Consider the following 26,306-nt stretch of genomic DNA (forward strand, 5'->3'; position numbering starts at 1 on the left):
TGGCACGGAAATTTGACTAATAAAACCATGTAGAAAGGATTAAAATTTTAGAACTCAATGTTTGCGAGGAAGGACAAGAACAATCATAAAAAGATACGGGTTTTTCTTCCTTACATTAGTCGTGATGAAACGTATCATATGTAAATGGGGTTTTTCACGAAATTTGGAACAGCACCTTTTCTAAATAGTAAAAGAGGTGCTGTTTTTGTTTTTTTATGATTAGATTAACATTTGTTGCATGAAAGCTTGTTTTTGTTTTTGTAATAAATATAATTTTTCTTGTTCATTTTGAATTTTATTATCCAATAAATTTAGAAACTCAGCAATTTTTCTTTGCTCTTCTAGAGTAGGAATATTGAATTTAAGTGTAGCGAAATCTTTATAGCTAATTGCTTTTCCATCTCTAATACCATAAGTTGTCGTGTTTAATCGCTGGATAAAAGAATCTGTTTTAAAAAATTTCGCGAAATATGGTTCGTAAATCTTTTTACCTTTTTTACGAAATACTGTATAAGCAGGGCTTACTAGACCCTGTAAATTGGAAATCTCAATGCCGCCTTGGAAAGAACGCAAACTAATAATAAAATCGTTCGTTTCTACAAGTTTGTATGATTTTAAATTCTCATTACTGAATGCCATATGTCTTTCTAAAGTATCTCTTAAGACCATCCCATTATCTTGAGTAGCAGAAAGGACAGGAAAATCACCATTGTGGTTTTTATTAGAAACTGACTCAAATAATTCATCAGCTTTAATATTAGTTTTCCACTCAGGGAAATCAGCCCCATTTTCATCCTTAAATCGCAATTTCTTACTAAAAAGCTTCTGCATATAGCCTTTTTTCTGTTCTTTCAGCAAGTTGATTTTTTCTTGTTGAAGTTGGATTTTCGAATCAAATTTCTCAAGAAAGCTACTTATTTTCACTTGTTCCTCTAAACTAGGTAGATAGAAATGATAGGATGCATATTCCTTAGAATTGATACCAGGTTGCCCAGAACGCATAGACATTACTTTAACCCAATTATTATATGATTGAGTCATTGTTTGATAATAAATAAATTTGGCATTATGTTTTTCTTCAATTCGTGCTCTAATTAAAAACCCTGCAAAGTATAGTTTTCCATCTTCCTTTTTATAAATGTAAGATTTACCTGTGCTTGCCCCGGTTCGTGCAAATACTATATCGTTTTCTTTTAATAAATACTCATCAGTTAGTTCCCCATCTGGTGAAACCCTATTATTCTTTATATATTTTCTACTTTCATCATCAATATCTGTTATACGAATGTATTGATTTTCACCATCGAATGGCTTGGCCGCAGCATTTAAACCGTATGATATTGATTTACAACAGTTTCCCAATGTAGTAAAAATCCATTCATCTTCAAACTCCTTAAATCTTAACGAAGGAATATGCATTTTTATACCTCCAACTCTTTGAAGTATTTCTCTAACTCTCGATCCACTTCTGCAATTTCATCATCAATTACTTTCAAGCGTTGTGCTACTGCTTGCAAATCAACTGTTGTTTCTTCTTCAAATGTATCCACGTAGCGAGGAATGTTTAAGTTATAATCATTTTCTTTGATTTCTTCTAATGTTGCTGCGTAAGAATACTTGTTGATTGTCTCGCGACTTAAGAATGTGGCAATGATTTTCTCAACGTGTTCATCTGATAAAAGGTTTTGATTTTTCCCTCTTTCAAATTCATTAGATGCATCAATAAATAATACATCGTCATCATGCTTACGGCATTTTTTGAATACAAGGATGCAAGTTGGAATACTTGTACCATAGAAAACGTTTCCTGGTAAGCCAATTACAGCATCTAAGTAATTTTTTTCTTCTATCAGATATTTACGAATTGTTCCTTCTGCTGCACCACGGAATAGGACACCATGTGGTAACACAACAGCCATTTTACCGTTATCATCCAATTGATGAATAAAATGTTGAATAAATGCAAAATCAGCTTTGGATTTTGGTGCTAATTTAGCATAAGCACTAAAGCGTTCATCTTCTTTGAATTTGTCGTCAGCACTCCATTTTGCTGAGTATGGAGGATTTGCAACGATCACTTCAAAGCGTTGCTCGATATGTTGTGGTTCTTCTAATGTATCAGCATTCCTAATATCAAAGCGTTGGTAGGGAATACCATGTAGCAGCATATTCATTCGAGCTAAGTTATATGTTGTCGAAACTTTCTCTTGTCCGTAATATTTGTGTACCTTTGCCTCTTTTCCTACACGTAATAGTAACGAGCCAGATCCACAAGCCCCATCATAAACATCACGAATTTCTGTTTTTCCAGCAGCCACAATCTTCGCTAAGATTTTAGACACTTGTTGAGGCGTATAGAACTCTCCCGCCTTCTTCCCAGCGTTTGCAGCGAACTGAGAAATCATGTACTCATACGCATCACCTAATACATCGATTTCTGCATTGTCTTGTTCAAATGGAATTTCTGCAATATTGACGATGACTTTACTTATAAGATTTGAACGGTCTTTAACTGTGCGACCTAAACGTGATGATGTTAAGTCCATGTCATCAAATAAGTTTTGGAAGTCGTCTTGACTTTCTGTACCTAATGTTGATGATTCAATTGCTTTTACACCGTTTTGAAGCATTTCTACGTCAAAATTGCCGTTTACTCCTTTTTCAATTTCTTTAAGGAAATATGAGAACAAAAATTGTGGTTCTACTATATAACCTAACTCATCAATAAGATATTCTGCTAAGTCCTCGCGGTACTCTTCATTTTCCCATGCTTCAGCATAAGAAATGTTGTCTTCCCTTAATAATTGGTTTGCACGTGCTTCTACTTTTTCTGATAGGTAACGATAGAAAATTAACCCTAGAATATAATCCTTGAATTCACTAGCATCCATTTGACCTCGAAGGTCATTAGCCATCGCCCATAATTTTTTATGTAATTCAGCCTGTTGTTGACGTTGTTTTTCACTTGTTGTCATCGTAAGTTCCTCCTCAAGTTTGATGATTAATTCACGTTGATACTCTGAATTAGCCTCTGTTGAATATATTGCTGTTGCAATTCACGTTTTTCAGTCATTAACGATTCTTTTCTCTTTTTTAACTGAGCTATTTTGCCAATAATTATTTGCTTTCGGATAGGTGGTAAGTCAATTTCTAAATCCTTTAAATGAGACAGCTTCAATAATGAAATAACTGTTCCCTCACTTAATACTGACAACTGCTTTCGAATGGATGGATATTCATTAAAGTACCATTCAAAGAAGGCTGCATCTACATCACTTGTTAATTCGATTTTTATGAAATTATTTGTTAACAATAGTCCGCTATATTTCTCGGGTAACAGAGCAATTTTTTGTGTATGCGTGTGTAAAATAAGACTGACTGTGTCAGTTAGCAGTTGTGGTACCAATTTTTCTTTCGGTACAGCAATTTCCACATTTTTTTCATTTGAAATTCGATAAGCTAAGCCCAGTGTTTCGTTAAATTCCTTTAATGATAATGGTTTGACTTTTGTTGTCTCAACGTTGTCAGAAAAAGCTTCCAACCGATTCGCAAAAGCACCTTGTGTAAATTTTGCAATTTGATATAGTTTCACAACACTCCTCCTTTGATATTTTTTAATATATCAACACCTATGAATATAATGTAAATGATATTTCAAAAAATATCAATGTTTTCTCATTTGATTTTTGATATTTTTTAAAATAACAAGAAAAAGCGCTAATTTAGCGCCCTCTCATTTATTAAATGGGTTATGTGGTAACTACGCACCGTATTTTTCGGTAAAGTCACGAATGAAAGTAATAATTGCTTTGATTGCTTTATTCTTTTTCAAGAACGAGCCTGATAAAGAATCCATAATTGCATTTTTTTCAATTAAAGTGGAATACTCATATGTTGATACTTGTTCACGTAATATACTGTCTTCAATGTTTACTTGTTTTGCAAATGTTGTGAGTTCTTGCTCACTCATTTCTTCTTCGTAACGGTTATATGCATCCATCACAGATTCATTAGGGGCTAATATTGGTGCAACCTTATCTAAGAACCCTTTTATCAATTCAATTTTTAGACGTAACTTCGGATCAGATGCATGGTCTAATTCTTGTTTGATAAAACGAATCTCTTTGTCACGTTCTTTTTCGTTTTCTGTGTTAAGGTTCGCAATTAAATTCAAAATGTAGCTGACATTAATCTTGTCTGTATGCATTAGCTCTAACTCAAAGTCGATGTCATGCAAGATCGATTCTTTTGGCACTTCACTACGCTTAAAATCTTCGTAAACCTTGAAATATTTGCTCTTGTAATCTTCATATGATTGTTGTGAAATTGTTAGCTCTGATTCATCAAACTCAAAATCAGAAAATGACTGTAAACGTTGAAGGAATTTCGTCACATTTTTGAATGCAATGATAAATTGCCGCTTATCTTCCTCGCTTTCTAGCTCGTCTACTTCTTCAGGAATGACTGCAACATTTCGTAAGTTTTTCACTGCTTCCTTAAACGCTTTTAAATATTCATCGTAGCTCCCCATTAAAACGGTATCAACGTTGTCCGTTCTAGAGAATAACTTAATTGCTTCATCTGTTTTTTCTTTTAAATTTCGATAGCAAACAATATTTCCGTATGGTTTAGTAGATTTCTCTACACGATTTGTACGGCTATATGCTTGCAACAAATCATGATATACCATGTTCTTATCCACATAGAGTGTATTAAGTGGCTTGCTATCAAATCCAGTTAAGAACATCTTTACGACAAGTAAAATATCTATTTGGGCATTTTTCACTTTTTTTGATACATCAGAAAAATAACGATCCCATGTTTCTGTCGAGAAGTCTGTATCACAAATTTGGTTATAATCTGAAATCATGCGGTCTAATGCTTCACGAGAATGTTCACCTGTACCATCACTTTCCTCGTTTTGCCCATATGAAAAAATTCCAGCAATCTTTAAATCATGATTCTTAGAGTTAAAAATATCGTAATACTTAATTAACGTAGGAATAGAATCAACTGCAAACATAGCGCAATAGCCTTTGCTCTTCGAACGTCGTAGATGATTACTAATTATATGGTCAGCTACTAAGTTTAAACGTCGTTCCTCATGCCAAACTTCATCTGTATCAATCGCTTGTACTTTTGTATCATCTGTTTCATCGATATTAGCGTTAAAGGTACGAATGTATTCTACTGAGAAACCAAGTACGTTCCCATCACGGATAGCATCTTTAATAAGGTAATAATGCAAGCATTTTTCAAAAAGGTCGGCAGTTGTACGTCCATCTTGACTTTTATTCTCGATAAAGCGTGGTGTTCCCGTAAAACCAAAGTATTGAGCATTTTGGAAGTGACGATCAATCTCTTTTCGCATATCACCAAATTGGCTACGATGACATTCATCAATAATAAAAACGACTTTTTCTTGTTTATATGGTTCCATAATCTTAGCGTACTTTGGACTTTTGATTGCATTGTTCATTTTTTGAATTGTTGTCACAATGAATCTCTTCATAGGATTCTGTATTTGCCCAATAAGGACTTCGGTTTTGTCTGTGCGGTCAACCGCTCCCTTCTGGAACTTGTTGAACTCAGCAATGGTTTGACTGTCTAAGTCTTGACGATCAACGAGGAAGAATACTTTTTTGATGTTTTCCTCATCAGCTAAAATTTGCCCAGCTTTGAAGGAAGTCAGTGTTTTACCCGAACCGGTTGTATGCCAGATGTAGCCGTTGTTGTTTGTTTCGGTTGCTCGCTTTACAAGTGCTTCAATTGCATAAACTTGATATGGACGCATAACCATTAATGCTTTATCTGTATCATTAATGACCATATAACGACTAATCATCTTCGCAAGATGGCATGGATTTAAAAATGTACTACTGAAACTTTGTAAGTTTGAAATCAGTTCATTTTTTTCATCTGACCAAAAGAATGTAAATCCAAATTGAATGTCATAATCAGAATTCGAAAAATACTTTGTATCGACACCATTACTTATTACAAATATTTGTAGAAAACGATATAAACCTGGAAATGTATGGCGACGATAGCGTTGGATTTGGTTAAACGCTTCTTTAAAGTCTAACCCTCGTCTTTTTAATTCTATTTGAACGAGAGGTAATCCATTAATTAAGATAGTGACGTCATAACGATTGGTGTACTTTCCAGTCACAGTGGTTTGTGTTGTAACCTGAAAAAGATTCTTACACCAATCTTTTGTGTTTAGCAACTCTACATATAATTGAGTACCATCTTCACGTTCGATTAATAATTTATCACGTAGGATTTTGGCAGAATCGTAAATGCTTTTGCCTTCTATTAATGTAAGAATCCTTTTAAATTCTATATCAGATAATGGTTGTCCATTTAGTTTATGTTCATTAAATAAATTAAGTTGTTGCTTAAAATTAGCTAATAATGCATCATAGTCCGCAATCTTGACCGCATTATAGCCTTGATTTACAAGTTGTTTATGTAAGTTTTTTTCAAGTTCTGCTTCAGGTTGGTATGCCATTTGGTAGGAACCTCCTTAATACCATCGTCCCTTTTATTATACTTAAAAATTAATGTTTAAGTTTCATTTTTATTTTTAATATTGTTTGTGGAACAGTAACCATCGATTCAGGCATACCTTAAAACATAGTGTCAGCGCGATTAAAATATCTTTCTGTTATGAAAAGCATTTTACATTATGCCGTTCATGAACTTGAAGTGCTTGAAAAAAACCCGGCTGATAAATTAAGAGTTCCAGTTCAGGATTCTGTTGCCATAAAGAAAGAAAAAGTGAAATATTTTAGCCTTGAGGAATTAAACCAGTTATTAGATTTTATGAAAAAATACAAATATCAACGCTTTCCTAATCATCAGCTTTACTACATACTTATGTACTTTTTAAGCAAAACCGGTTTAAGGATATCTGAAGCTTTAGCTTTAAGATGGGTAGATATTATTGGTGATAAAGTAACTATAGATAAACAAGCAAGCCGTGATGATAATAACAGTGTAAAATTAACGACATTAAAAAATTCTTCTTCCTATCGCACTATCAAAATAGACCCTGATTTAGTACGTGAATTAAAGAAGTTTAAGATGAAGCAAAATGAATGAATTCTAGGAAATACAAGATTCCGCAAAAATGAAGATGGCATTGTATTTCAAAATTATAACGGGCATTATTTAACACCTTCTACTTTTCGTGAAACCATGCAAGATTACTGCAAAAATGCCGGTGTTGATTATAAAGGCACCCACGGCTTTAGACATATTCATGCGGTGCTGCTGCTTGAATCAGAGGCGAGCCTTAAATATGTATCAAATCGCTTGGGGCATAAACCATCAAAACAACAGCGGATACTTATCTTGATATTACCGAAAAAATAGAAGAAGACGAACTTCAAAAGTTCGCCTCCTATGCTAAAAGATAAGTTCAACTTGGCACGAATTTGGCACGCCACCAAGTTGGCACGATATATAATCCCCTCAAACCCGCAATATATAAAGGTTTTTTTGATATTATCCGATACTACCTTCCATCTCAAACTTAATGAGACGGTTCATCTCCACCGCATACTCCATCGGCAATTCTTTCGTGAATGGCTCGATGAAGCCCATGACGATCATTTCGGTCGCTTCTGCTTCCGACAGGCCGCGGCTTCGCAGGTAGAAAAGCTGATCCTCGGACACTTTGGATACAGTCGCTTCGTGCTCCAGCGTGATGTTGTCGTTCATGATCTCGTTGTACGGGATCGTGTCGGACGTGGACAGTTTATCGAGAATCAGCGTGTCGCACTTGATGTTGGACTTGGAGCCTTCCGACTTGCGTCCAAACTGCGCCAGACCGCGATAGGTTACTTTTCCGCCGTCACGGGAGATCGATTTGGAAATGATTGTGGATGTGCAATCCGGTGCCAGGTGAATCATTTTGGCGCCTGCGTCCTGGTGCTGTCCTTTTCCTGCTACTGCGATGGAAAGAACCGTACCTTTGGCGCGTGGGCCTTTCATGATAACTGCCGGGTATTTCATCGTCAGCTTGGAACCGATGTTGCCATCGATCCATTCCATGTTTGCATCAGCGTAAGCAACCGCACGTTTGGTTACGAGGTTGTATACGTTGTTGGACCAGTTTTGGATCGTGGTGTAACGGCAACGCGCGCGCTCTTTGATGATGATTTCTACAACAGCGGAGTGCAAGGAATCCGTGCTGTAGATCGGAGCTGTACAGCCCTCTACGTAATGCACGAACGAATCTTCGTCCGCGATGATCAGCGTACGCTCGAATTGGCCCATGTTTTCCGAGTTGATACGGAAGTAAGCTTGCAGCGGTGTTTCCACTTTGATGCCTTTTGGCACGTAAATGAAGGAACCGCCGGACCATACTGCCGAGTTCAGTGCCGCAAACTTGTTGTCTGCTGGCGGGATTACGGTCGCGAAGTATTCCTTCACGATGTCAGGATACAGCTTTACTGCCGAATCCATGTCGCAGAAAAGAACGCCCAGTTTCTCCAGGTCTTCCTGCATGTTGTGGTAAACTACCTCGGATTCGTACTGAGCCGATACACCTGCGAGGAACTTTTGCTCCGCTTCCGGGATACCCAGCTTGTCAAAGGTTGCCTTGATTTCTTCCGGCACCTCATCCCAGCTGCGGCCTTGCTTTTCCGAAGGCTTTACATAGTAGGTGATGCTGTCGAAATCGAGGTCGTCCAGATCGCCGCCCCATTTTGGCATCGGCATGCTGTTGAAAATATCCAAAGCTTTCAAACGAAACTCCAGCATCCACGCCGGCTCGTCTTTGATCTTGGAAATTTCCTCGACGATCTCGCGGGTCAAACCCTTTTTCGTACGGAATACAGAAACGTCCTTATCGTGAAAGCCGTACTGGTAATCCTGTATCTCAGGGGCTTTTTTAGCCATCGTTGCTCACTCCTTCTTCATTCATGTCCTTACCTGATGCTATTTTTGCTCTGCCTGTTTGATGCCTTGCTCCAGCGCTTTCCAGGCCAGAGTGGCGCACTTGATCCGCGCAGGGAACTTGGCTACGCCTGACAAAGCTTCGATGTCACCCAAATCAATCGAGTCGTCGATTTCTTTGCCCTGCATCATCTCGGAGAACTTGTGCGCCAGTTCAAGTGCTTCCTCCACTGGCATGCCTTTGACCGCATCCGTCATCATCGAAGCCGATGACATGCTGATCGAACAGCCTTCGCCGAGAAACTTCGCATCTACCACCTTGCCCTCTTCCACTTTCAAAGAGAGCGAGATGCTGTCGCCACAAGTCGGGTTATTCAAATTAACAATGAGTCCGTCGGATTCTTCCAGCTTGCCGCGATTGCGCGGTTTCTGGTAGTGGTCCATGATCACGCGGCGGTATAAATCATCAAGAGAAGACATTGCCGAAATACTCCTTCGTCTTCTTCAATCCCGCTACCAGCACATCCACTTCTTCCTCTGTGTTGTACAGGTAGAAGCTTGCCCGAGCGGTAGCCGTCACATTCAGCCAGCGCATAAGCGGCTGTGCGCAGTGATGGCCTGCACGAACTGCGATCCCGTAGCTGTCCAGCACAGTAGCCAGGTCATGCGGATGCACCGTATCCAGATTGAATGTAATTAAACTGCTGCGGTCTTGCTGCGGTCCGTAAATTTTCAGTCCTTCGATCTCGCGCATTTGCTCCATGGCGTATTTCACCAGGTGCTTTTCATGACGCTCGATGTTTTCCATCCCGATTTCTTCCAGGAAGTCGATCGCAGCACCAAGTCCGATCGCGCCTGCGATGATCGGCGTTCCGCCCTCGAATTTCCACGGAAGCTCTTTCCACGTAGAATCGTACATATCCACGTAGTCGATCATTTCACCGCCAAATTCCATCGGCTCGACTTGCTCCAGCACCTCGCGCTTTCCGTACAAAACGCCGACTCCGGTAGGGCCAGCCATTTTGTGGGCAGAAAACGTGTAAAAATCGCAATCCAAATCCTGGACGTCGATTTTTTTGTGCGGAGCGCCCTGAGCGCCGTCCACGAACAAAAGGGCACCGTGCTGATGGGCAATCTGGGCAATTTCCTTGATCGGAGTAGTATCTCCAAGTACGTTGGAAATATGGTGAATGGCAACGATCTTGGTATTGTCTGTTACTGTTTCCTTGACCGCTTCGAGAGTGACGGTACCGTCCTCTGCCAGCGGAATGAACTTGAAAGTCGCTCCGGTAGCCTTGGCTGCCTGCTGCCACGGAATGAAATTGGCGTGGTGCTCGACCAGTGTGGTCACAATCTCATCCCCGGGCTTCAGAACCAGACGCGCGTAGCCGTAGGCAATCGTATTGATCGCCGACGTCGTGCCGCGCGTAAAGACGATCTCCGCCGCTTCGCGGGCGTTGATGAAGGCGCGAACCTTCTCTCTCGCGCCCTCGTAGCCGTCTGTCGCCCGGTTGCCCAAGGTGTGCACGCCGCGGTGCACGTTGGAGTTGAACTCCTTGTAGTATTTATCCATCGCCTCAATTACCGGAAGCGGTTTTTGAGAGGTTGCTCCATTGTCTAGATAAACGAGCGGATGACCGTTTACCTCTTGGTGAAGGATGGGAAAATATTTCCGAAGCTCCTTGGCGTTCATTAGCCTAACTTCCTTTCAAGCGCCTGACGGAGTTTGTTTCTCACTTCTTCCACCGGAATCTCGGAAACGACCGGATCGAGGAAGCCGAGAATGATCAGACGTTCTGCGCCCTGACGGGAAATTCCACGCGACATCAAGTAGTAGATGGACTCTTCACTGAAGCGTCCTACCGAAGCAGCATGCCCCGCTTTGACGTCATCCTCATCGATCAAAAGGATCGGGTTGGCATCGCCACGAGCTTTTTCACTCAGCATCAGGATATTTTCCGCCTGCACACCGTTTGCCTTTTCAGCGCCTTTTTCGATTTTGGTGATACCGTTCAAAATGCTGACTGCTTCACCTGTCATAACAGCCTTGCTCACCATGTCAGACTCGGAGTGGGTTCCGATATGCTGCACCTGGGAAGTCAAGTTTTGACGCTGGGAACCTGTCCCTACCGAAATGGACTTGGTCAGTGCGTTCGAACCTGTTCCTTTGAGAACAGTAGTATTGTTGGCAACCGTGTTGCCATCGTTCATTTCGCCCAAAATCCATTCCATGTTTCCGTCACGATCAACGATTGCGCGACGGAAGCTGTAGTCGTGCACTTCTGTGGACAGGGAACGCACGGAAGCTACCTGCACGGATGCGCCAGCTCCTACGAACACTTCCGCAATGCTGTTCGCTACCATGCTTTTGCCTTCGCCGGATACGTATGTATCGACGTAGGTTACTTTGCTGTTCGCTTCTGCCACGATCAACACGTGAGGAGCCAACAGCGCATGGTCACCAGCGATTTCGTATACAACCTGAAGCGGTGCATCTACTTCTACATTTTTCGGAACGTAGAGGAAAACGCCGCCGTTTGCAACTGCGGCATGCAGCGCACTCAGTTTATGCTCGTCTTGCGCAATGACTTGATGCATGTATTTTTGAACGAGTTCGCCATGATTTTGCAAAGCGTCAGCCAGCGTTGTAAAAATCACGCCTTGTGCTTTCAGCTCGTCTGTCACGGCATGAAAAACGGTGGAGGCATTTTTTTGCACAACCAGGTTTTTCACGCTGTCCACATCTATTTGCCCTTTTACCAATTCGCTCAGCTCATTGGCCGACGCTACCTTGGCAGTGGTTTGAAACGGATCGAAATCAACAGTATTCCACTTGTCAATCTTCGTTTTCTCCAAAGCGGGAAGCGGAAGCTCTCCCGCCGCCTTCAGTCCGGCGAGGCGCTTTTCCAGGAACCAGGCAGGCTCCTGATTAGCTTTGGAGTACTCGGTGATCGCTTCGGAACCGAAGCGGAGCTGTACATCCACACTCATTTCACTGCTGCCTCCTTCTTCCTACACGTTGGCGTTTACGGTTTCGTCCTCGATGCCGAGCTCTTCTTTGATCCAGTCGTAGCCTTCTGCCTCCAGGCGCTCAGCCAATTCAGGACCACCGGACTTCACGATACGACCTTGCATCATGACGTGTACGAAGTCAGGCTTTACATAGTTCAGCAAACGTTGGTAGTGAGTGATGATCAAGAAACCGCGGTCAGCGGAACGCATTTCGTTTACACCATTGGCTACGATTTTCAGCGCGTCGATGTCCAGGCCGGAGTCAATCTCATCGAGGATACAGATGCTTGGCTCCAGGAGCATCATTTGCAAAATTTCATTGCGCTTTTTCTCCCCGCCGGAGAAACCTTCGTTCAGGTAGCGGTGAGCAAAAGAATCGTCCATTTCCAGCGTGTTCATTTTTTTGTCCATCTCGCGGATGAATTTCATCAGGGAGATTTCGTTGCCTTCGCCGCGACGCGCATTGATTGCGGAACGCAGGAAGTCAGAGTTCGTTACGCCACTGATTTCGGACGGGTATTGCATAGCCAGGAACAGACCTGCGCGTGCGCGCTCGTCTACTTCCATTTCCAAAAGGTCGTCGCCATTGATCAGCACTTCGCCATCTGTTACCTCATATTTCGGGTGACCCATCAGCGTAGATGCCAGTGTCGATTTACCGGTACCATTCGGTCCCATGATCGCGTGCACTTCTCCGCCCTTGATTTCCAAATTCAGACCCTTGAGGATCTCTTTTTCTTCGATCTTGGCGCGAAGGTTTTTTATTTGCAAATGCGGTACTGCTGTCATCTGAATTCCCTCCATACACGTCAAAAGTGAGTTGGTAAATTCTCAATCCATTCTCAATAACTATCTTATAATAAGAATAATTATAAATCAAGGAATGAAACATATCTGTATTTTTTATATCATTATATATAGAAAGTACGCTTTTGCTTCCTATTTCCTTTCCAAATAGGGCACCCACCCAAGCATTTTTTCCCAGTTCGCTTCTTCCAATACCCTTTTCCAAATTCCTGAAAAAGTTTCTTGTCCTCAGTTGCCCGAGATTGTTCCCGAAATGGAAAAAGCCACACCCGATGGCTCGTGTAAAAGCCTGCCATTGGAAGCTTACCCGAGTAAATATCGCGCGTCAAATGGAAAAGCTGTGCCTGCCACAAAAAAACCCGTCAGCGACAAACTGACGGGTTTCGCAATCAAGCTATAGGTATAGGTGCGCTTACGCTTTTGGACCTGCCGTAGCGATATCCGTTGCGTTCGGGAATTTCTTCTGGAAGTTCTCGATGAAACGTGCAGCCAAGTCAGCTGCCTGTTTGTCGTAGTCTTCCTTGTTTGCCCATGTGTTGCGCGGTTGCAGCACTTCTGCCGGCACGTTCGGGCAAGAAGTCGGCACGTGTACGCCAAAGATTGCATCTTGCACGTACTCTACTTTTTCCAGCTCGCCGTTCAAAGCTGCGGTAACCATTGCACGCGTGTAGGAAAGCTTCATGCGCTGTCCAACACCTACAGGGCCGCCAGTCCAGCCAGTGTTTACGAGGTAAACCTGAACATCGCGCTCATCGATCTTTTTACCGAGCATTTCGGCATAAACAACCGGATGCAGCGGCAGGAAAGGAGATCCGAAGCATGTAGAGAACTCGGTTTGCGGAGCCGTTACGCCGCGCTCTGTACCTGCCATTTTGCTTGTATAGCCGGACAGGAAGTGATACATCGCTTGCTCTTTGTTCAGCTTGGAGATTGGAGGCAGAACGCCAAACGAATCGGCAGTCAGGAAAATGATGACGTTTGGCTGGCCGCCCACTCCAGGAATCACTGCGCCGGAGATTGCCTCTACCGGGTAAGCTGCGCGCGTATTTTCCGTATATTTGGTGCTGTCGTAATCTGCTGCGTGAGTAACAGGGTCTACGTCTACGTTTTCCAGAACCGTGCCGAATTTGATGGCGTTCCAGATTTGCGGTTCGCCTTCTTCGGACAGCTTGACGCATTTTGCGTAGCATCCGCCCTCGATGTTGAATACGCCATTGTCGGACCAGCCGTGCTCGTCGTCACCGATCAAGAAGCGGTTCGGGTCAGCGGACAAAGTCGTTTTGCCTGTACCGGACAATCCGAAGAACAACGCTACGTCGCCGTCTTTGCCTACGTTTGCCGAGCAGTGCATGGACAGTACGTTGCGCTCAGGCAAAAGCATGTTCATGACGCTGAAAATCGATTTTTTCATCTCGCCCGCATACTCGGTGCCACCGATCAATACGGTTTTTTGCTCAAAGCTCATCACGATGAAAGTTTCGGAGTTGGTTCCGTGAACCGCCGGATTTGCTTTGAAGTTCGGCACGTAGATGACAGTAAACTCTGCTTCGTGCGCTGCTAGTTCGTCCGCAGAAGGACGGATGAACAGCTGATGCGCAAACAGGTTGTGCCAAGCGTATTCGTTTACGACGCGGATTGGCAGACGGTAAGTCGTGTCTGCACCAGCAAAACCGTCAAACACAAACAGCTCGTTTTTCGTTTGCAAGTAGTGAAGTACGTCCTGCTGGAGTACCTGGAATTTTTCCGGGGAAATCGGCTGGTTAACCGGCCCCCAGTTAATCTTATCGTGTACGGAAGCTTCGTCCACCACAAATTTGTCCTTTGGCGAACGGCCGGTAAACTTGCCTGTTAGCGCATTGAGCGCCCCCTTGTCGGTCAAAATCCCTTCGCCACGCTTTACTGCCATCTCAACGAGTCCAGCTACAGGCAGGTTGCGATGTACCTGAGTAGCTCCCAGAATGTCAGAAAGCTTGTGAACCGTATTGGTCTCCATGTGTGAACGATCTCCTTCCCAAAATGTATATCCAGTTAAGTTAACTTTTTCATTGTCGTTCGATTTGTAATTAGTATATCACATTTAATCAAATAAGCCACATAATTTTATAATCTGTTGTGGAGAATGTGTGAATAACCTCCCTTGTAGTTTTCCCATCCTACAGTATTTCAGTTCTTCCTCTTCATGTCCACCCCCTAGTGAAAGAATGGATGCAAAAAACCCGCTGCATCAGCGGGTTAGACAGTGCATTTTTTAGCCCAAAGTCTTGGCAGCAGCATGCTCAAACGTGCGAACGATGACGCGGCTGAGGATTCCGACACCGTCTTTTAGAGCCGACTGCTCGAATTGCATGTGCGGGTGATGCAATCCAGGCTGCAAGTCGCAACCGAGAGCGAGCATTGTCGCTTTGATTCGCGGCCGCTCCACTGTGTAATAATGGAAGTCTTCCGCTCCCGGGCTGACTGGCGCAGGCTTCAGGTTGTCCGCTCCGAGCACGTCGACGATCGCCTGTTCCATCAATCCCTTCGCTTCCTCATCCACTTCCGCGGCAACCATTCGCGAACCTTCTTCCAGCTTGATTTGCGCTTGATAAGACGCAGCAATTCCTTCTATCATCTGGCGGACGCGGGCAATCAGCTCGTCCATCGCCTGATTCGTTTGCGCGCGCAAATCGAGGGCGAATCTCGCTTTGTCGGGAATGATGTTGTAGCTCTCTCCTCCCGCTTGCAGCATCGTCATTTTGACAGTGGCCGGGACCATCGGATTCAAATGGATTTGACCGATTCCCGAGATGATCGCTCCTGCCACTTCGATCGCATTCACCCCGAGGTGAGGTCTGGCTCCATGCGCTGACACTCCCGTGATCTCTCCGTACAAAAACATCGCCCCGCCGTTGTAAATGGCTGGCCCTGCTGTGCCATTCGCCATTTCCTGAATCGGACGGAGATGGACGCCGTACAAATAGTCGATGTCGTCCACGACACCTTTTTCCACCAGCTTCAAAGCGCCTGTGCCTTTTTCTTCTGCCGGCTGGAACAAGATTTTCAGCTTTCCGGGCGGCTGGTAGCCGGATGCAATCAACGCCTCCACGGTTTCGACAATCATGGTCATGTGCGCATCGTGCCCGCAGGAATGATTGGCGCGCCACTCCCCGTCCACTTCTTGCCACAGTGCATCAATATCGGTTCGAAGTCCTACGACAGGCTTGCCTTCTCCCCATTCGGCGACAAGTCCCGTACAATCGGCAAAAGTGGTTACCTTAAGCCCAAGCGCCTGCATCCTTTCGACCAGATAGCGTGTCGTCTCGACCTCTTGCCAGCTGATTTCCGGATTCGCATGCAAATAACTGAATGTTTCGTCAATGGTTTGCCCACGCGAAACAATCGCCTCTTTCAACGCCAAGCTATTAGACATGATTGCGCCTCCCCCAATCGTTTCTTCCTCATTATACCACATTTTCGCTATTTATTCGGAATCGTTCGAAAGTGGGGCGGCTGGCCGGCTACTTGCACGTCAGCCGCAAAATCGCATCGAGCTTCAACTGATCGCGCAGCGTGCCTATTATTTTCACCTGCTGCTTGGCTAGTGCATATACAAGCTCATCCCCGCCAAACAGCATCTCCATCTGATGTTCGCCTCCCCTGACGATCAGGTCGGCAGATTGCTCCTCCTCCCAAACTCCTGCCGAAACACCGCCTTTTGATATCGTCAACTGCCAACGCGATGCCGTATCATCAATCACGATCCCGATCCGTTTTTCCCAGCCAGTCGTTACAAACCGCAGGTGCGTCTTCTTTTGCAGCCGTTCGCCAACCTCGTCAAGCAATTTGCCGATCCCGATCATAGGTACGCCCCCTCTCTTTTCCAATGGGTTCGTTTTTTGCTCCGTCGAATCCTTTGGCGAGGAATAAGAACCGTTGTCGGGTCTTGTCACGGCGGCTGCCTTTTTCTCGACACTGTTTTTTTCGCCTGTCGAAATCATAAAAAAAGCACCTGCGATTGCCGCAGATGCCTGTTTGCCTTTACCTGTTATTCATCAAATTCGTCCTTGTCCAGTCGAACCTCCAGATGATGGCCATCTGGCGTCTCAAAGTACAAGTTAAAACTCGTAGGCTGCGTGATCGGACCTCGGTAGCAAATGTTTTCTGCTTCCAGCTTGTCGACCAGATAGTCCAGCTCAGCACGGCTCGTTACGGAAAAGGCGAGGTGATCTACCTGCCCTACGCCACCCTTGCCTTCCGCCCCGCCATGCGGATGGAGACCGATCCGTGTGTATGTGCCAATTTGAAAGTAGACAGGTGCTCCTTCCACCATATTCTCTTCCGGGATGGGGACTTCCAAAATGTCCTTAAAAAACCGAGCTACCTTCACGACATCGCTGCAATTCAACGCGATGTGGTGAACGCCTTTCAAATGAAACATTCACACTGCCTCCCACGTCAACTAAAGGTCATGCGCTTTTTTGCGACACTTGCTTGCGTTTATTGTACTGCTTCAGTCGTTCGCTTAACCGTTTCAAGCGATTCATAAGGGCTTCGCGCCACTCGTCATCCTGCAACTCCTTCGCGACTCCGAGCAAATCCAAGGAAATATCGATCTGCTGCTTCAAAACTTCTGCGAAGCTTGCAGCTTCATCCGTCATGGTACAATTCTCAAACAACTCGGATGTATTGTCAACATTGACAAAATCAGCGAAATCGACTTCCGGCGCCTGATCTCCCTGAGCATATTCTACTAAAATTTCGTACTCTCCCTCAATAGCGGGATGAACCTCAATTCTGTCACATACAGGACAAAACATGATGGGGACATTGTGTACAAGCGTTTTATAATGACGGACTGAGCCTACGGAACCTACCATTCCAGCACCACAACAAAAACTCATAAATAGTCTCCCTCCTTGTTCTCCAGACTTCAGAACAACTGCGTCTGGCCGAAACTATCTGTCTGTATCCGCATTGTAACCCGTAATCCCATGAATGCTCTACCCGCAAAAAGATACCAATCGGTTTATGGTAAAACAATTAGTTATCCCATTGTACTCGATTTGCCACTGTTTGAACACCGTTTTCTGATTAATTTGAAACTTTTCCCGCATTCACCTAAATTTCATACAGATTTCATACAGAGAAGTTTGAATCAAACCGATATAGGGAATAGTTATTCAGCTAGTAAACGAAAAAGGAGAGCGGATGTATGTTTCGTTTTAAAAGCCTACGAGCCAGGACTCTTACCATTACCCTTCCTGTCATTGTCATTACCTTGGCACTTCTCATGGGCATGGCCTTTATGTTCTCCTACACGCTGTTGAACAAGGAACTGACGGACAAAATGAACTATCAGTTGGACGTGCTTAGCGGCAAAGTGGAGAAAGAACTGGAGACACACAGCAAAGTCACAGAGCACATGGCACGGACAATTGAAATGACTCCTCTTACGTATTCGCTGGAGCAACTAGATTCCCTGCTGAACAAAACAGTTCCCGTGAACCAGACCTCGGTCGGGATGGGAATTTTCATGGAGCCGTATGCCTTCGATCCGAGCAAACAGTTCGTTTCGACTTATGGCGCAAAAAAAGACGGCAAGGTGGACATTACGTATGAATACAGTACACCCGCCTACAACTACCCTAGTCAAGAATGGTACAAAATCGGAAAAGCAACATCAAAGGTAACCGATTACACGCCGCCTTACTATGATGAGGTTTCCAAAATTTCTATGATGACTGTGGTGGCTCCGTTTTACTCCCCCGACAAAAAGCTTTTGGGTGTAGCCACAGACGACATTACGCTCACAGACATTCAAACGATGGTTTCCGGCACGCAAGTAGGCAAGACTGGCTGGGCTTTCATGCTTGATCAGGACGGCAAATTCCTGTCTCATCCGCAAACGGACAAGCTGATGGTGCAATCCGTGCAAAGCGACAGCAACACGTCTCTTGCCGAAATTGGCCCGGCGTTGCTTTCAGAAAAGGAAGGCGCGAAAACTTTTACCGATGAGAACGGGATCAATCGCTTGTACTTCCAAAAAATCGCTGGCACAAACTGGACAATTGCTCTCGTCATGCCGGAAAATGAATTTTTCGAGCCTTTGAGCATGCTGTTTTATCAGCTTTTGGCAGTCAGCCTGTTTGGGCTTTTGATTCTCATCGCCGTCATTTATTTCTTCAGCAAGTATTTGACCGGACAAATCAACAAGGCAAACCAGCTCTCGCAAGCATTGTCCGCTGGCGATTTCACCGCTTCGATGGATGTGAAAACGGCCGATGAGATGGGCGTCATGGCCAGCCGCTTCAATACGATGACCGCCAATCTGCGCGACACGCTTGGGCAGGTCAGCTATAACGCACAGCAGGTCGCCGCTACTTCCGAACAACTGATGGCTAGCGCCGAGCAGACGAGCAAAGCGACAGAGCAGATCGCCCAGTCTGTCCAGGAAATCGCCTACGGGACAGAACTGCAAGTGGACGCGACCAATCAGGGCAGCGATGTGATCAACGAAATTGCCCAACATATTTCTTTGATGGAAAAAGGAATCGAAGAAGTCAGCTCCTCCACTCGCGATGCAAACCGTCAGGCGACAGAAGGCAACCAGATGGCCGCCAAAACGGTAGAGCACATGACCGTGATTCACGACCAAATGAAGCAAACGGCAACGACTGTCAACGCACTGGGTCAACGCTCTCAGGAAATTGGACAGATGATCTCGCTCATCACTTCGATTGCCAACCAGACCAACCTGCTTGCCCTGAACGCCGCCATCGAAGCTGCCAGAGCAGGCGAACAAGGTCGCGGCTTCGCCGTAGTAGCCGACGAGGTGCGCAAACTGGCTGAACAGTCCAGCTCGGCGGCTGAACAAGTAAGCAACATCGTCGCCGACATTCAGCGCGATACGGAATCCGCCATCGCTGCCATGAGTCACGGCTCCGTCATCCTCGGAGAAGGCATGTCTTTGGTGAACTCGACGGGAACGGCATTCGAGCAAATTACTGACTCCACCTCGCTCCTGCTTACCCGCACAGACGAGGTATCGGCTGAAATGAGAAAAATCAGCCAGGAAATGCAAGCGATCGTCTCAGCCATCGACCACATTTCGCAAATCGCGATGCAATCCGCGGGCAATTCCCAAACCGTCGCAGCCGCGGCGGAAGAACAAAACGCTTCCATGGAAGAAATCTCGGCAGCAGCGACCATGCTGGCCAAAATGGCCGAAGAGTTGAACGACAACGTTCGTTCGTTCAAGCTCAGTTAGTTGGTTTACGGCTTCCGTTTTCGCAATAAAAGACTTCGCCACGTTTTGGTGGGCGAAGTCTTTTTGTTTTTGTGGTGAAGGCAATTGGGGGTGACGCTTTGTAGATTACGTCATCGGTGCTTCAGGCGTGGCGAGGAAAGAGACGAATCGTTGGCCGAGGAAACAGGAGAAACAAGCGGCAGAGCTTTCGGACTCCTACCAAGCCGGAGGCGAAAAAGGAAAACGGCTTTTAAGCGGCAACGTGAACACGCTTCTTCGAGCACGCTGCTTTTGCCGCGGTTTTCCTTTTTCACCGCAGGCGGCCAGTCTCCGCTTCCCCGCAAGTGGCAAGGTGCCCTGCAGCGGTTTCTCCTGTTTCCTCCCTCCACCGAAGCCCCGAGCAGCAGCCATTTTCAAATGAAAAAAGCCAGAGCATGCGCCCCGGCTTTTTGTGTTTGCGACTATTCTTTTACCATTGCCTCGTATTTGTCGGCATCCATCAGCTTGTCAAGCTCAGCTTCGTCGGACAGCTCGACAGCGATCATCCAGGCTTGCTCGTATGGCGAGGAGTTAACCAGTTCAGGCGCATCTTCCAATTCGCCGTTTACTTCTACTACTTTTCCGGTTACAGGAGCGTACAGCTCGGAAACGGTTTTTACGGACTCAACGCTGCCAAATGGCTCATCTTGCTGGATTGTCGCGCCTACTTCTGGCAGCTCGACAAACACGATGTCACCCAGCTCTGATTGAGCAAAAGCGGTGATTCCGATGTACGCTTTGTTACCTTCTACTCGCACCCACTCATGCTCTTCACTGTAACGTAGATTTTTCGGGAATTCCATCGTTTACATATCCTCCTATCAGGTACAATCCATTACACATACATAATTAGACGAACATTCTAGGATTCCTCTTCGATCCCCAAAATTCTGAACAGACGTTTTTTTACCAGGTTGAGACCCTTCTCGCCAGCCTGGAAGTGACGCAGCTGGAGGTTCTCGTCAAACAGGTAAAAAGCAGGAACGTACTCGTTCTGGAAAGCATCAACCGTCTTCATGTCGTTGTCGATCGCAATCGGATGCGTCAGGTTGTGCTCGGCAATCGTCTGTTTGATCACTTCAATATCTGTATCTTTTTCCGAACGCGGCATATGAATACCTATGACTTTCAGGCCATTGGCAGCGTACTTGTCGCGCCATTCGTTAATGTTCGGCATTGACTCTTTACACATGTAGCAACTAACCGACCAAAAATGCACCAAAACAGGGCTGCCTGCCAGATCCGCTTTGCTTACTTGTCCGTTCACCCATTCGGTAATTCCTGGGAAATCCGGCAATTCTTCGCGCAAACGCATGGAAACTCATCCCCTTTTTACTCAGCTTTGTCTATCTAAAGTGGATTATATGCTAAAAAAAGGGTCTAACAGCAAGAAGTTAGACCCTTTTACAGCCTGTTCGTTCAGGCAAAAATTATTTCGCAGACAGTTGAGCTTGACCTGGGCGCCAGTTAGCTGGGCACAGACCGCCGGATTGCAGTGCTTGCAGCACGCGCAGTGTTTCGTCAACGGAACGACCTACGTTCAGGTCAGTTACTACTTGATATTTCAGGATGCCTTCTGGATCGATGATGAACAGGCCGCGGTGAGCTTGGCCGCCTTCTTCATCCAGTACGCCGTAGTCACGAGCTGTTGTTTTCAGGAAGTCAGCAGCCAGCGGGTAGTTCAAGCCACCCAGACCGTTTTGGTCGCGAGGAGTGTTGATCCAAGCGCGGTGGGAGTGAACGGAGTCTACGGATACACCGAGAATTTCTGCATCGAGGTCTTTGAAGTCTTCGATAGCATCGCTCATGGAGATGATTTCAGTTGGGCAAACGAATGTGAAATCGAGTGGATAGAAGAACAGTACCAGCCATTTTCCACGGTAGTCAGACAAGGAAACCTTGCCAAAATCTTTTCCGTTACCCAAAGCTGTTTCCAATGTAAAGTCAGGAGCCGGGAGTCCAATCAAACGTTGAGCCATTATGTAAAACCTCCTTAGGAATGTGTTCTTGCCTACCTATTTCATGATAACAAACGAGCCACTTTATAGTCAATACAATGTAGGAATGATTTCAACCTGTAATTGTTTTTCATTTATACCTGTGATCTTTTCATGCCCAAAAACTAGATTAACCGTTTGACCTGCCGCTTATTCGCCCGCTTTTCTGCTCAAAATGCCCGAGTCGGCCACAGAGCGCGCAGCTTGGCGCAAAATTTCCGGTTCTTGTACAAGCGCGATCCTGACGTAGCCCTCGCCTTCGTCGCCAAAAGCACTGCCCGGGATCACGACCACGCCTGCCTCTTCCAGCAAGGCAATCGCAAACTCGCGTGATGTCCAGCCTGCAGGGACAGGAGCCCAGACGAACATGGTCGCTTTCGGCGGAGTGATGTTCCAGCCCGCTTCTGCCAGGGCAGCCAGCAGGACGTCGCGGCGTTCCTCGTAAATCGGTCCGACTTGATTGGCGCCGCCTGACTCCCGATCCATCCGCAGCGCTTCCACCGCCATTTGCTGTACAGGCAAAAAGACGCCGTAGTCCACATTGGACTTGACGATCGCAAGCGGCTTGATGATCTCGCTGTTTCCGACTACATAAGCAACCCGGCAGCCTGCCATGTTGAAGCTTTTGGAAAACGAGTTGAACTCGATCCCGACCTCTTTGGCCCCCGCCGCCTGCAAAAAGCTCGGCGGCCGATAGCCGTCAAAAGCCATTTCCGAGTACGCCAAATCATGCACGACGATGATGTCGTGACGCTTCGCAAAAGCTACCACCTCTTCGAAAAAAGCGATCGTGGCAACAGCCGATACCGGATTGTTCGGATAGTTCAAAATCATGAACTTCGCCCTTGCAGCGATCTCCTCCGGGATATCGGCAAGCTTGGGCAAAAAGCCGTTTTCTGCGCGCAGCGGCATCCGGTACGGGATCGCCCCCGCCAAATGCACGCTTCCTTCGTAAATCGGATAGCCAGGGTCGGGCACGAGCACGATGTCGCCCGGATCGGTCCAGGCCAGAGCAAAGTGCGCCAGCCCATCCTGCGAGCCCATCAAGGAATGAATTTCTCCGTCCGGCGACAGCTCGACGCCGAAGCGGAATCGGTACCAGCGGGCCACCTCTTCGCGAAAAGCAGCTGTTCCTTCGCTCAAAGCGTAGCCAAACGCGCCCGGCTGCCGCGCAGCATCGAGAAGCGTATGCAGCAGCTGGTCCTCCGGCGCTTGGTCAGGACTGCCGATGCTCAAATCGTACACGGTCCGTTTTCGGGCAACTTCCTTTTTACGGGCAGCCATCTCCGAAAAAATAGCGGCAGACAACTTTTCCAGTCTCTTCGACGGTTGGCGCATTTCTTATTTGCCTCCCCAAGCCTTTTGCAACTCGTCTTCCTTGAAGCCCAATGTAACGGTGTTTTCGCTCGCGATCAGCGGGCGCTTGATCAGCTTGCCGTTTGAAGCCAGCAATTCAAGCATTTCCTCGTCCGTCATCGTCGGCAGCTTGTCCTTCAAGCCAAGCTCGCGGTATTGCACGCCGCTGACATTGAAAAACTTGCGCAGATCAAGCCCGCTCGTTTGCCAAATCTGGCGCAGCTCTTCTTTCGATGGCGGCGAGTCGACAATAGGCACTTCCTCGAAGCTGACATTTTGCTCGGTGAGCCATTTTTTCGCTTTGCGGCATGTATCACATTTGCTGTACAAATAAGCTTTCGTCGTCATGGGCGTCTTCCTCGCTTTTCATTCATAATCGTCTTCCTATTTATTGTAAGAGAATACCAACAAAGAACACAACGTTTGCAAGCAACACCACCGATTAAATATGATTTTGCCATCAAATAAAATCAATGCTATAGTGAAGAGAAACTGTTAATTGTTAGGAAACGAGGTTTTGGCAGAATATGATGAAACTTATTAATCGCTAAATAAAATTCCAATGAATTTTATACGGAAAAAGGTCAAATGAAGGGCATGCCCTCCGTTTCTTTTGTATTCCCTTTTTCCAACAGCGATTAAGAAGACATCTAATCTGATCAAAACCAGATTCCAGCGTTGTTCATCCGCCCTATTGTTTACTTTGGAGCAGGCGTTTGAAGTATACCTATATCTGGAAACGAGACCACGAGGAGATTTTTCTTCTTGTGGTCTTTTTTATGCAGCACTTGCTCTGGTGAAAGGAGGCGATGGCTACAAAACATTGCTGCTGCAACAATGACAGGGCTTGAGACAAAAAGGAGGACTGCAAAATGCGTGAGTATCAACTGATCAGTGACTACAAGCACAATCAAACCTATAAAGAAAGCTTTAACGAGCTGGCAAAGCAAGTATTCGAGCTTGATTTTCACGAATGGTACACGAGAGGCTGCTGGAATGACGATTACATCTGCTATTCCTACGTGGACGGAGAAAAAGTCATCGCGAATGTTTCTGTCAATAAAATGATCGTGACTTCCAACGGCAGAACTTATCAGGCACTGCAACTAGGGACGGTGATGACGCATCCCGATTACCGTCAGCAAGGGCTGGCAGCAAAGCTGACGAACCACGTCATTACCAAGTACGAACAGGACTATGATTTTCTGTACTTGTTCGCCAATCCGTCCGTGCTCGACTTTTATCCCAAGTTCGGTTTTCAAAAGGTTCAGGAAAGCCGGTTCAGCTTGCTGGCATCCCGCGTAAAAGCGACTGTCCCTTCCAAATCCGCTCTGCGCAAGCTTGATGTCGACAGTGCAGATGATTTTGCCTTAATGAAGGAATTTGCGGCCAGCCGCGTTCCGGTATCGACGCGCTGGGGTGTGCAAGCAAGCGAGCATTTGTCCCTGTTTTATTTTTTGCTCGTCTTTCCCGATTCGCTCTATTACATCGAGCAGGAAGACGTCATTGTCTTGTTCGAGCGCGAAGACGACCAGTTGCATGTCTTTGACATCGTAAGCAAAAGAGCAGTCGATCCAGAGCGGATCATCGGGCATTTGCTGACTAATGAAACGAACGTCATCCAGTTTCACTTCATGCCTGAGAGCGACAATGAACACATCCAGGCTGAGCTAATCACCGAGACGGATGACACCTTGTTCGTCCGGCCATCGCTTCCAGAGCTACCGGAGCATTTCTTGTTCCCGCTGACATCGCATGCCTGAGCCTCCGTTTCGGGAGCAGATGCAAACAAACCTCCAACCCCACACGAGCTCGTGGGCTGGAGGCTTGTTTTTTGTTCATGAAGAAGCATCGTCGCCATCTTCATTTTCCACCGCTTCATTCCCGGGGTTTACCTGCCACGTGTTGGCAAGCGGCGAATAAGGCACCCCCAACTGCTTTGCATTCTGCGTTTCCACCGCTTCAGCCAACGTTCCGGTCAGCGGCTGCGTATACTCGATTTTCTGTTCCATGCCCGCTTCCTCCTCGCTCATCGGCTTGCTTTTTCAGTGTGAGGAGTTTGCGCGAACTTATGCAGAATGAGCCGTTTTGATTTCCACCTGATAGCCGGCGTGCTTTCTCACCTGGAACACGCCGTTTTCGAAAATCAGGTACTGCGCTTTAACGCCAATCAGTCGTCCGCCGAGCTGTTCTTCTTTGTCCAACGTTTTCGAGTTGATTTTGTCCAGCGATTCCAAAATCGGGTATGTAATGTCCACCCATTCGTCTTCTCTATATTGGAAAGCTTTGAACGGTTCGGGAAAATGGCTGTACACTTCATCGCGCATCGCAATCAGGTCGATTTCCTTGACGTCGCCCTTGAGCATTTTTCGCCAGTTGGTCTTGTCCGGCAAAAATTGGCTCAGGTGATACTCCAGCTCGCCTGCCATCCGGCGTGTCGGCACTTCCGCAATCGGAATCGCCCGAATCGCTCCCTGATCCACCCAACGTTTGAGCTGATTGTGCTTGCGCGTCAGCCCGACCTTGATGTCGCTGGAAACTGCCAGATAGACGTAATGCGGGATCATGCAATACTGTTCGCCGAAGCTTTCATCCCGGCACGTTCCCTGGTCAAAATGACATTCGTGCGGCTTGACGATGCACAAGTCATTTTCCGGCAGTTTGGTAAAACAGGGGTAGCAGTACCCGCTGTTGAATGTTTTGTTCGTCTTCCGCCCACAGGCGATGCAATTTTTTTGCCCCAAAAAAGCAATGGACAGTTCACTGCCCAGCCATTCGTTCAAGGGCATGCGTTCTTCCCCGATGTTCAAATAATAGTCGACAGGCTTGTCTTTTCCATGATAGTCATGGGTCAGCCCATGCAGGATACCGCGGAGTTCCACTTCATTCTCTCCTCTCCCCATTACAGTTCTTTCATTTTACCATATTGTCTGTCTGCGCCGGGCGCTGTTTTCTTTTGGCAG

25 protein-coding genes are annotated in these 26,306 nt (G+C 45.8%); 4 read left to right on the top strand and 21 right to left on the bottom strand.

Features of this window, described 5'->3' with window-relative positions:
- Positions 1-219: 219 nt before the first annotated feature.
- From M2298_RS12345 to M2298_RS12360, 4 genes are all read right to left on the bottom strand, one after another.
- A complete protein-coding gene (locus tag M2298_RS12345) occupies positions 220-1,419 on the bottom strand; it encodes a restriction endonuclease subunit S (RefSeq protein ID WP_122964452.1) in 1,200 nt (399 codons plus the stop codon).
- Between the two features lie 2 nt (positions 1,420-1,421).
- Positions 1,422-2,975, bottom strand: coding sequence for a type I restriction-modification system subunit M (locus tag M2298_RS12350; protein WP_122964451.1), 1,554 nt, complete (start codon positions 2,973-2,975; stop codon positions 1,422-1,424).
- A 26-nt stretch (positions 2,976-3,001) separates the two neighbouring features.
- Positions 3,002-3,592 (bottom strand): restriction endonuclease subunit S domain-containing protein, encoded by a 591-nt coding sequence (locus M2298_RS12355; RefSeq protein WP_122964450.1) that lies wholly within the window; start codon positions 3,590-3,592, stop codon positions 3,002-3,004.
- A gap of 168 nt (positions 3,593-3,760) precedes the next feature.
- Complete coding sequence (locus tag M2298_RS12360) at positions 3,761-6,514, bottom strand: type I restriction endonuclease subunit R (RefSeq protein WP_280648573.1); 2,754 nt, start codon at positions 6,512-6,514, stop codon at positions 3,761-3,763.
- A 158-nt stretch (positions 6,515-6,672) separates the two neighbouring features.
- Here M2298_RS12360 and M2298_RS12365 point away from each other — a divergent pair, with 158 nt between their 5' ends.
- Together M2298_RS12365 and M2298_RS12370 are read left to right on the top strand one after the other, a co-directional pair.
- Positions 6,673-7,107, top strand: a complete 435-nt coding sequence (locus M2298_RS12365) for a site-specific integrase (RefSeq protein WP_280648574.1) — start codon at positions 6,673-6,675, stop codon at positions 7,105-7,107.
- A gap of 39 nt (positions 7,108-7,146) precedes the next feature.
- Positions 7,147-7,380 (top strand): tyrosine-type recombinase/integrase, encoded by a 234-nt coding sequence (locus tag M2298_RS12370; RefSeq protein WP_280648620.1) that lies wholly within the window; start codon positions 7,147-7,149, stop codon positions 7,378-7,380.
- A gap of 132 nt (positions 7,381-7,512) precedes the next feature.
- Here the strand turns inward: M2298_RS12370 and sufB are convergent, their stop codons facing one another.
- From sufB to M2298_RS12420, 10 genes are all read right to left on the bottom strand, one after another.
- On the bottom strand, positions 7,513-8,910 hold the full coding sequence (gene sufB / locus M2298_RS12375) for a Fe-S cluster assembly protein SufB (protein ID WP_122964446.1): 1,398 nt from the start codon (positions 8,908-8,910) through the stop codon (positions 7,513-7,515).
- Positions 8,911-8,949: 39 nt separating this feature from the next.
- On the bottom strand, positions 8,950-9,387 hold the full coding sequence (gene sufU, locus M2298_RS12380; protein ID WP_122964445.1) for a Fe-S cluster assembly sulfur transfer protein SufU: 438 nt from the start codon (positions 9,385-9,387) through the stop codon (positions 8,950-8,952).
- Positions 9,374-10,600 carry a cysteine desulfurase gene (locus M2298_RS12385; RefSeq protein ID WP_063227330.1) on the bottom strand — a complete coding sequence of 409 codons (1,227 nt, stop codon included), beginning with the start codon at positions 10,598-10,600 and terminating at the stop codon, positions 9,374-9,376. The genes sufU and M2298_RS12385 overlap by 14 nt, the downstream gene beginning before the upstream one ends.
- Positions 10,600-11,898: a Fe-S cluster assembly protein SufD gene (gene sufD, locus M2298_RS12390; RefSeq protein WP_280648575.1), complete on the bottom strand. Its 1,299-nt coding sequence runs from the start codon at positions 11,896-11,898 to the stop codon at positions 10,600-10,602. The genes M2298_RS12385 and sufD overlap by 1 nt, the downstream gene beginning before the upstream one ends.
- A gap of 21 nt (positions 11,899-11,919) precedes the next feature.
- Positions 11,920-12,708, bottom strand: a complete 789-nt coding sequence (sufC, locus tag M2298_RS12395) for a Fe-S cluster assembly ATPase SufC (RefSeq protein ID WP_122964443.1) — start codon at positions 12,706-12,708, stop codon at positions 11,920-11,922.
- A gap of 430 nt (positions 12,709-13,138) precedes the next feature.
- Positions 13,139-14,719: a phosphoenolpyruvate carboxykinase (ATP) gene (gene pckA / locus M2298_RS12400; protein ID WP_122964442.1), complete on the bottom strand. Its 1,581-nt coding sequence runs from the start codon at positions 14,717-14,719 to the stop codon at positions 13,139-13,141.
- A gap of 255 nt (positions 14,720-14,974) precedes the next feature.
- Positions 14,975-16,135 (bottom strand): M20 peptidase aminoacylase family protein, encoded by a 1,161-nt coding sequence (locus M2298_RS12405; RefSeq protein ID WP_217022226.1) that lies wholly within the window; start codon positions 16,133-16,135, stop codon positions 14,975-14,977.
- 88 nt (positions 16,136-16,223) lie between these two features.
- Complete coding sequence (locus tag M2298_RS12410; RefSeq protein ID WP_233454092.1) at positions 16,224-16,703, bottom strand: SCP-2 sterol transfer family protein; 480 nt, start codon at positions 16,701-16,703, stop codon at positions 16,224-16,226.
- A gap of 47 nt (positions 16,704-16,750) precedes the next feature.
- The gene (locus M2298_RS12415; protein ID WP_063227324.1) at positions 16,751-17,143 is read right to left on the bottom strand and encodes a VOC family protein; all 393 of its coding nucleotides are present in this window, start codon (positions 17,141-17,143) and stop codon (positions 16,751-16,753) included.
- Positions 17,144-17,171: 28 nt separating this feature from the next.
- Entirely contained in the window at positions 17,172-17,606 is a 435-nt protein-coding gene (locus tag M2298_RS12420) for a hypothetical protein (protein WP_063227323.1), read from the bottom strand.
- 311 nt (positions 17,607-17,917) lie between these two features.
- Here M2298_RS12420 and M2298_RS12425 point away from each other — a divergent pair, with 311 nt between their 5' ends.
- Complete coding sequence (locus tag M2298_RS12425) at positions 17,918-19,972, top strand: methyl-accepting chemotaxis protein (protein ID WP_173596718.1); 2,055 nt, start codon at positions 17,918-17,920, stop codon at positions 19,970-19,972.
- Positions 19,973-20,412: 440 nt separating this feature from the next.
- Here the strand turns inward: M2298_RS12425 and gcvH are convergent, their stop codons facing one another.
- From gcvH to M2298_RS12450, 5 genes are all read right to left on the bottom strand, one after another.
- Positions 20,413-20,793: a glycine cleavage system protein GcvH gene (gcvH, locus tag M2298_RS12430; RefSeq protein WP_122964439.1), complete on the bottom strand. Its 381-nt coding sequence runs from the start codon at positions 20,791-20,793 to the stop codon at positions 20,413-20,415.
- 59 nt (positions 20,794-20,852) lie between these two features.
- Positions 20,853-21,305, bottom strand: a complete 453-nt coding sequence (locus M2298_RS12435) for a redoxin domain-containing protein (RefSeq protein WP_063227320.1) — start codon at positions 21,303-21,305, stop codon at positions 20,853-20,855.
- 115 nt (positions 21,306-21,420) lie between these two features.
- Entirely contained in the window at positions 21,421-21,969 is a 549-nt protein-coding gene (locus M2298_RS12440; RefSeq protein WP_063227319.1) for a peroxiredoxin, read from the bottom strand.
- A gap of 168 nt (positions 21,970-22,137) precedes the next feature.
- The gene (locus M2298_RS12445) at positions 22,138-23,325 is read right to left on the bottom strand and encodes an aminotransferase class I/II-fold pyridoxal phosphate-dependent enzyme (protein ID WP_280648576.1); all 1,188 of its coding nucleotides are present in this window, start codon (positions 23,323-23,325) and stop codon (positions 22,138-22,140) included.
- A gap of 3 nt (positions 23,326-23,328) precedes the next feature.
- Positions 23,329-23,691, bottom strand: a complete 363-nt coding sequence (locus M2298_RS12450; RefSeq protein ID WP_063227465.1) for an arsenate reductase family protein — start codon at positions 23,689-23,691, stop codon at positions 23,329-23,331.
- A gap of 524 nt (positions 23,692-24,215) precedes the next feature.
- On the opposite strand from M2298_RS12450, the gene M2298_RS12455 reads away from it, so the two are divergent.
- Complete coding sequence (locus tag M2298_RS12455) at positions 24,216-25,106, top strand: GNAT family N-acetyltransferase (protein ID WP_274874349.1); 891 nt, start codon at positions 24,216-24,218, stop codon at positions 25,104-25,106.
- Positions 25,107-25,181: 75 nt separating this feature from the next.
- Here M2298_RS12455 and M2298_RS12460 read toward each other — a convergent pair whose 3' ends face one another.
- Both M2298_RS12460 and M2298_RS12465 read right to left on the bottom strand, forming a co-directional pair.
- Positions 25,182-25,355, bottom strand: a complete 174-nt coding sequence (locus tag M2298_RS12460; protein ID WP_280648577.1) for a hypothetical protein — start codon at positions 25,353-25,355, stop codon at positions 25,182-25,184.
- Between the two features lie 57 nt (positions 25,356-25,412).
- Entirely contained in the window at positions 25,413-26,225 is an 813-nt protein-coding gene (locus tag M2298_RS12465; RefSeq protein ID WP_122964435.1) for a DUF2797 domain-containing protein, read from the bottom strand.
- Positions 26,226-26,306 lie beyond the last annotated feature (81 nt).

The sequence above is a fragment of the Brevibacillus sp. 1238 genome (assembly GCF_029892995.1).
Taxonomy (GTDB): domain Bacteria; phylum Bacillota; class Bacilli; order Brevibacillales; family Brevibacillaceae; genus Brevibacillus; species Brevibacillus parabrevis.